This window comes from Microcoleus sp. F10-B2 (assembly GCF_036704965.1).
GTDB lineage: Bacteria > Cyanobacteriota > Cyanobacteriia > Cyanobacteriales > Microcoleaceae > Microcoleus.
In genome coordinates this window covers 116,177-122,741 of sequence record NZ_JAUBTB010000009.1, presented here as the reverse complement: position 1 = coordinate 122,741, position 6,565 = coordinate 116,177, and the positions used below count along the sequence as shown (strand labels likewise).

Below are 6,565 nucleotides of genomic sequence, written 5' to 3'. Positions count from 1 at the left end.
CAAATGCTAAAACTTCGTTGTGCTTACCTCAACGACCTCTTAGCCATTTGAGGTTTTTGCAAAACCGGGATGCTCCCAACGTTCTATTTGTTGCATATAGTAATTGGTAATGGGGAATGGGGAATGGGGAATTGGGAATGGGGCATTGGTAATGGGGAATTGGTAATGGGGAATTCTGGATTTATGCACCGATCGAAGAAACCGGGTTTTTTACCGAATCTGCTGGTTGCAACGAAGTATTTTTGTAAAAAAACCCGGTTTCTAGACCCCGATGCGTAAGTCCTATAATTGTCTAAAGTGCGCGCGGAGTGCCCTGCTAATGACTAATGACTAATGACTAATGACCACTCAGGCTAATATTGATGTTAACCTGTCCCTACCTGAACTCAGACCTGTCCATGACACCCGATGCCACCGCCGCAGCCGCTGCTGCCGCCCCTCAATCAACACCCGAAGTCAGCTTAGAGTTGCAAGTCCGACTCAAGACAGAAGATGGACAGCTACTGTTGCTACTCCCCCCAGAAACCAACAGCGAACCCGCAACAGCTTCCGCCTCGACTTGGACTGAACTTTGGCAGCAGCTAAAAGTCAGGCTGAATGCGGGAGAACGCTTTTGGCAGCCAAACGCAGAAGTACAATTGATGGGGAGCGATCGACTTTTAGATATCCGCCAACTACAAGAAATCGCCGATGCCCTCTCCGAAGTCGAACTGCAACTCAAACGAGTCCACACCAGTCGCCGCCAAACCGCCGTTGCTGCTGCTACGGCAGGTTATTGTGTAGAACAGCAGCCTCCGGTTTCTTCCCTGAATAAAGCCGCCGCCGAAAAACCGCAATCGCTGGCGGAACCTTTATATTTGCAGATGACAGTGCGATCGGGCGTAGAAATTCGCCATCCAGGCACCGTCGTACTTTTGGGAGACGTAAATCCCGGCGGATCAGTCATCGCCGGAGGCGATATCCTAGTTTGGGGCCGTTTGCGGGGAGTCGTGCACGCCGGTGCCGGTGGCAACACCAAAAGCGTGATTATGACCTTGCAGATGGAACCGATGGTGATTAGGATTGCTAAGTATGTTGCCAGAGGCCCAGAAACCTCACCCGCTCAGTTTTTCCCGGAAGTCGCCTATGTGACGCCTCAGGGGATTAGGATCGGCAGAGCCTCGGATTTTGACAAATCGCAGTTAATCGGGGGTAATGAATAATGGGTAATGGGTAATGGGTAATTGGGAATTGGTGATTGGGAATTGGTAATGGGTAATTTGTAATACTATTTCTCTTTAAGCGTGCGCTTGATAATTTTTCCACTGGCTAAATCAGCCACTAAAGGACGATTGAAAAATCAAGTGCCAATTCATAGATAATTAGTATTACAAGGAGAGTTTTGAGTGTTGAGTTAATTCACTGAATAACAGATTGCTGCCAAATTACCAAATAATAATTGCTAATTATCAACCAATAATAAAATCAATTTCCAATTACCAGTTCCTAATTACCAATTCCCAATTCCCAATTCCCAATCACCAATTCCCAATAAATCTAAAATCGCTTATGGCTCGCATTATTGTTGTTACATCAGGGAAAGGCGGGGTAGGAAAAACCACCTCCACAGCCAATCTCGGCATGGCTTTAGCTAAGCGGGGGCGCAACGTTGCCGTAATTGATGCCGATTTCGGTCTCAGAAATTTAGACTTGCTGCTGGGCTTAGAAAATCGCATTGTTTACACGGCATTAGAAGTTCTCGCAGGAGAGTGCCGGTTAGAGCAAGCTTTGGTGAAAGACAAGCGGCAGCCGCGCTTAGTGCTGTTGCCGGCTGCCCAAACTCGGATGAAAGATGCCATCAGCGCGGAGCAAATGAAGCAGCTTGTGGGGATGTTGGGACCAAAATACGACTATATTTTGATCGACTCTCCTGCTGGAATTGAACAAGGTTTTCAAAATGCGATCGCCCCGGCTCAAGAAGGCATAATTGTCACCACTCCCGAAATTGCTGCTGTCCGCGATGCCGATCGAGTCATCGGCCTGCTGGAAGCCAACAACGTCAAGAAAATCAACCTGATCGTCAACCGGATCAGACCCGCAATGGTGCTGGCAAATGATATGATGTCGGTGCAAGACGTGCGGGAAATCCTCGCCATTCCGCTGTTAGGCGTCGTTCCCGACGACGAGCGCGTCATCGTTTCCACCAACCGAGGAGAACCATTAGTATTGTCGGAAACGGCCTCTTTAGCTGGAACTGCCTTCGACAATATTGCCCGCCGCTTAGAAGGCGAAAAAGTTGATTTTCTAGATCTCAATCCCCGTCGGGAAAACTTCTTTACTCGCCTCCGCAAGTTCTTAAATACTAAAATTATGTGATGTGCTGCAATATGGGCGATCGGTTTTCAACCGCAGCAAGTGCATCACAAAAAACTGGCCGAGCTTTTCCCCGAGTGATACCAGTTCCTCTAAAAAAATGAAACTGTATGTCAACTCCCAACCCTTAGGGAATTAGTGATTCCCCAATCGAAAATCGAAAATCGAAAATCGAAAATCGCATGACGTTTTCTATGCCTAACCCTTGACAAACCCGCTAGACCCATGATACATACACTTCTCGAACGACTTTTCCCGCGCACCCCTGACAACAGCCGCGACGAGGTAAAACGTCGCCTCAAACTGGTTCTAGCCCACGATCGCTCAGAACTCAGCCCAGAAATGGTTGAGTCGATGCGCCGAGAAATTCTAGAGGTGGTATCTCGCTACGTGGAAATCGATACCACCGGGTCTGAGTTCTCGCTGGAGAGCGACCAGCGGGCCACAGCACTGATTGCAAATCTCCCGATCCGGCGAGTCAGGCTCGAACATCCACCGGGGAATTTTCCCGAGAATTTGCCCCAAAATCTGCCCCAGAATCGACCAGAATATGTACCTGAGTATGTAGTCGAAACTCTCCCCGAAACGATAGATTAACAGGGATTGAGATTTTATTGTCAGGCAAAGAGTTCGATCGGCTCGCCATTAAAATTAAACTATCTCTCTACAATTAAAATCTTGTGGGGCGGGAACTCTTAGCGTGCTCCAAATATGCGATCGAAATGGGAAAAGTTTGTGATACCTGAAAACTCATGAAGTTAATCTTCATAACTAATCGCTCTTTCCAGAAGAGCTTGCGTCCCGGACTATCTTAATAACTAATCGCTCTTTCCAGAGGAGCTTGTAACTGTAGTTCTAACGGTCGGCCGGAGCGAATTTCTAAACCGGGCAACTCGTGTTTGACTAACATTTTTTCGCCTGTTTCAGCAGTGGCGCTCGGCCAAAGTACCCAGCGGCTGCCCAGGGAAAGAGTGCTTAAAGTTGCAGAGTTTTGAGTCAGCCAAATTATCGGCAGTTTCGGCCGATTTTCAACCGCATCTTCCCCAGCATTAACCGCCGCTAAAGTTTCCAAAACTACGCGGTTCCCCGAGACGAGTCCAGTCCCGGCAGTCCAAAGTTTGACGTTTAACAGGCGCTTGCTAGCATAGAAGTACAGGGATGCAGCTACAGTCACGGCTCGTTCAAATTCTTCTGGCTGCCACGCCGCAGCGCTGTCGAGAGCAATAATAATTTCTTGACCGCCTGCTGCAACTTCTAATTCTCTCACCCGCAGTTCTCCGTAGCGGGCGCTGGTGCGCCAGTGAATCAGGCGGGTGGGGTCTCCGTGGCGGTAAGGTCTGAGGTTGCGGGTGAGACCTTCGGTGGCAGTTTGCGATCGACTGCGATTGTAAAATTGCGGGCTGTCTTCTTGACCGATGCGATCGATCAAAGGACAAGTGCTCAACGGCAAAACTTGTGGATACACAACCGCCACTGCTTTGACTGGGCGGCTGCGCCGGCACCAAAACAACCCTAAAGGTGCCGCCGTCCTCAAGTTTACCTCTTGCCACCGATAGACGCCACGCTGCCGGACTTCTAGATAGTATGTATCCCTGTATATACTGTTAGGCTCTATGACTTCGATCGGGCGGATGACGGGTTCTCCCAGTACAAACGGCAAGATGTCTAGCACTTGCAACAGAGTCTTAGGTTGGCGGGCGCGATTTTCGATTTCTAGTTCGACGGTGATTCGATCGCCCGCACTCACCGGTTCGATCGGGCGGCGGCGGACTTCCAAGAAACGGAGCGATTTTCCCGGCAAAACCGCCGCTACTCCCAAAAGCGCCAAACCCCCACCGCTGAGCACGTACAGCCACCCAGACATTGTATTAGTCGCAGACCCAAAAAAGAAAACCGTCATCCCCAAGAGCAGCCAACCCGCGTAGGCAGGGGTAACAGCACGATTTTCGAGCCAGTCGGCGATTTTGTGACCGATGTTCATAAAAAAAGTTCGGTAAGTGGGAAACGAGCGAGACTTTAGTCCTGAGAGGAAAACGACCGGCGATTTCAATCGCCTTGAATCCCCTTTCGGGGTTGGAGAGGTATGGTTGCCTCAAGGAGTAAGGTATGGCTGCCTCAATCTCCCTTTCGGGGTAATGTTCGCTTGGCCAATGTTATAAAGGCTTGTTCGGCTTACAGCACTGTTTCAGGGACTTTAAAACTGTTTAACTGTAAACAACAGAGCGGAAAACTAGCGTCGCATTCACCGGTGTTATGACCTAAATAACGTAGTCAGCTAAGACTTAGGCGGGTCAGTACAGCTTGCTCGATCTCTGTTACAAGCGAGCGTGGCTTTAGCCCTGAGTTACTGACAGGAGTTTAAATTGTTAATTACTCGATCGCCCCATCAAGCCTAATTGTAAAATATTTTCAGGATTTAGCACATAATTAGCTGCGAGTCATTAGATTAGAAATCGGGCAATTTTTCGCAATAAATCTACATTGACCCCGCCCAAAAACGGATACGAGATCCCGACACTCGGTCAGGGTCGCTCCCCAAATTTTAGACTCTAGTTCCTGCTCCCAGATTAATCTGTGGAGTAAATCTAAAATCTAAAATCTAAAATCTAAAATAGACTGACTGGAGACCAAAAAATGAACCCATTAAACAATCCTACACCCGTTCAACCAGAGGCTCAAGCCCGCCGACGAACACCGCCGCCGCCGCCGCCCTTGGCTGCAACTCCCCCGCCACCTCCTGCACCTGCGCCGAGTGCGCCCCCCGCAGCCCAGCAGCGGCATGTCGAGACACCCGTCAGTACGATCGAACAAATGGTCAGAGATGCCCATAGCGTCTCGGCTTCCGACATTCACATTCGAGTCGGCCAAGTACCTCGATTTCGGATTCGTGGCGCGATGCAAGTAGCAACCGCCCACCCCAAAGTAACGCCAGAAATTTTTGAACAGTACCTAGCCGAAATTCTCACCCCCGAACAGCGAAAACAGTTTGCAACTACCAAGGAATTAGATTCAGCAATTTTTTACCCTGGGTTCGTGCGGTGTCGGCTAAACTGTTTTGATTCCCTCAGCGGCGGTGCGATGGTATTGCGGTTGATTAGTTTGGAAATACCTACTATCGATTCCTTGAGGTTGCCAGAAGTTTTCAAAAGTATCATTTTGCGATCGCAGGGATTAATATTGGTTACTGGGCCTACCGGTTCGGGGAAATCGACAACCGTAGCTGCGATGATCGACCACCTCAATCAGATGGAGCAGAAGCACGTAGTTACAATTGAAGACCCGATTGAATTCATTCACCCTTCTAAAAAATGCTTGGTCAGCCAGCGGGAAGTAGGCTTGCATACCCACGAGTTTCAACAGGCTTTGCGGGCCGTTTTGCGGGAAGATCCGGATGTGATTCTGATCGGGGAAATGCGCGATCGCGTTACCATCAATACAGCGTTGCAAGCAGCTCAAACCGGTCACTTAGTATTGGGAACTCTCCACACTCGCAGCGCCATTAACGCTATTAATCGGTTGTTGAACCTCTACCCGCCCGAGGAACAACAGGCGATGCGGATTCAAATTTGCGATTCTTTAGTAGCGGTAATTGCCCAACTTTTGCTGCCAACAGTTGACAACCGTCGGGTAGCAGTTCACGATATTTTGGTGAATACACCTGCCATGCACGATTACTTGATGAAAGGTGCTGATGATGAAGCTGTCCGATTAATGGAACACGATACTTACGAAGGAATGCAGATTATCAACCAGGGTCTTTACAAACTGGTGCTTGAAGGCAGAGTGACGATCGAAGAAGCGGCCAAAACTTCTCCCGAAGCCAGCGATTTAGACCGCCGCTTGCGGACTGGAGGCTACGATGTTGGGGACGCTCGCGGCTTTGAAGGCAGCAAAAAAGAACGCACTGTTCGCGCCTAGTAGCACGACACATACAGGGGTAGGCACAGCAGGGCTACCCCACCCATCAAGTAGCAATCTTTTCAGCAGACGCAAATATTGGGCGTTATTATGCGTAATATTACTTAAATTTTTCATCTTATTTAGTAGCAACAAATACATTTTTCTTAAGTGATAAAATGCTATTATCAATGTCAAGTATATTGTTAAGTTTTTTAAACACCGACCCTACTTTACATTAACTTTAAAATTGCGTGAAAACTCGCAGGTGATTACAAAGAAATGGTAAAGATATGTTCTGAGTATTGCCAACAGT

The 6,565-nt window shown here is 48.7% G+C and carries 6 protein-coding genes; 5 read left to right on the top strand and 1 reads right to left on the bottom strand.

Annotated elements, in window-relative coordinates; translation table 11 throughout:
* Positions 1 to 69: 69 nt before the first annotated feature.
* The 4 genes from QUA99_RS05795 to minE all read left to right on the top strand — a co-directional run bounded on the left by QUA99_RS05795 (position 70) and on the right by minE (position 2,949).
* Positions 70 to 279 carry a hypothetical protein gene (locus QUA99_RS05795; RefSeq protein ID WP_333237342.1) on the top strand — a complete coding sequence of 70 codons (210 nt, stop codon included), beginning with the start codon at positions 70 to 72 and terminating at the stop codon, positions 277 to 279.
* A 119-nt stretch (positions 280 to 398) separates the two neighbouring features.
* On the top strand, positions 399 to 1,202 hold the full coding sequence (gene minC, locus QUA99_RS05790; RefSeq protein WP_333237344.1) for a septum site-determining protein MinC: 804 nt from the start codon (positions 399 to 401) through the stop codon (positions 1,200 to 1,202).
* A gap of 346 nt (positions 1,203 to 1,548) precedes the next feature.
* Positions 1,549 to 2,355 (top strand): septum site-determining protein MinD, encoded by an 807-nt coding sequence (minD, locus tag QUA99_RS05785; RefSeq protein ID WP_333157723.1) that lies wholly within the window; start codon positions 1,549 to 1,551, stop codon positions 2,353 to 2,355.
* A gap of 222 nt (positions 2,356 to 2,577) precedes the next feature.
* The gene (gene minE, locus QUA99_RS05780) at positions 2,578 to 2,949 is read left to right on the top strand and encodes a cell division topological specificity factor MinE (protein WP_333237346.1); all 372 of its coding nucleotides are present in this window, start codon (positions 2,578 to 2,580) and stop codon (positions 2,947 to 2,949) included.
* A gap of 214 nt (positions 2,950 to 3,163) precedes the next feature.
* Here minE and QUA99_RS05775 read toward each other — a convergent pair whose 3' ends face one another.
* The gene (locus tag QUA99_RS05775; RefSeq protein ID WP_333237348.1) at positions 3,164 to 4,333 is read right to left on the bottom strand and encodes a DUF58 domain-containing protein; all 1,170 of its coding nucleotides are present in this window, start codon (positions 4,331 to 4,333) and stop codon (positions 3,164 to 3,166) included.
* A gap of 653 nt (positions 4,334 to 4,986) precedes the next feature.
* Here QUA99_RS05775 and QUA99_RS05770 point away from each other — a divergent pair.
* The gene (locus tag QUA99_RS05770; RefSeq protein WP_333237350.1) at positions 4,987 to 6,270 is read left to right on the top strand and encodes a PilT/PilU family type 4a pilus ATPase; all 1,284 of its coding nucleotides are present in this window, start codon (positions 4,987 to 4,989) and stop codon (positions 6,268 to 6,270) included.
* Positions 6,271 to 6,565 lie beyond the last annotated feature (295 nt).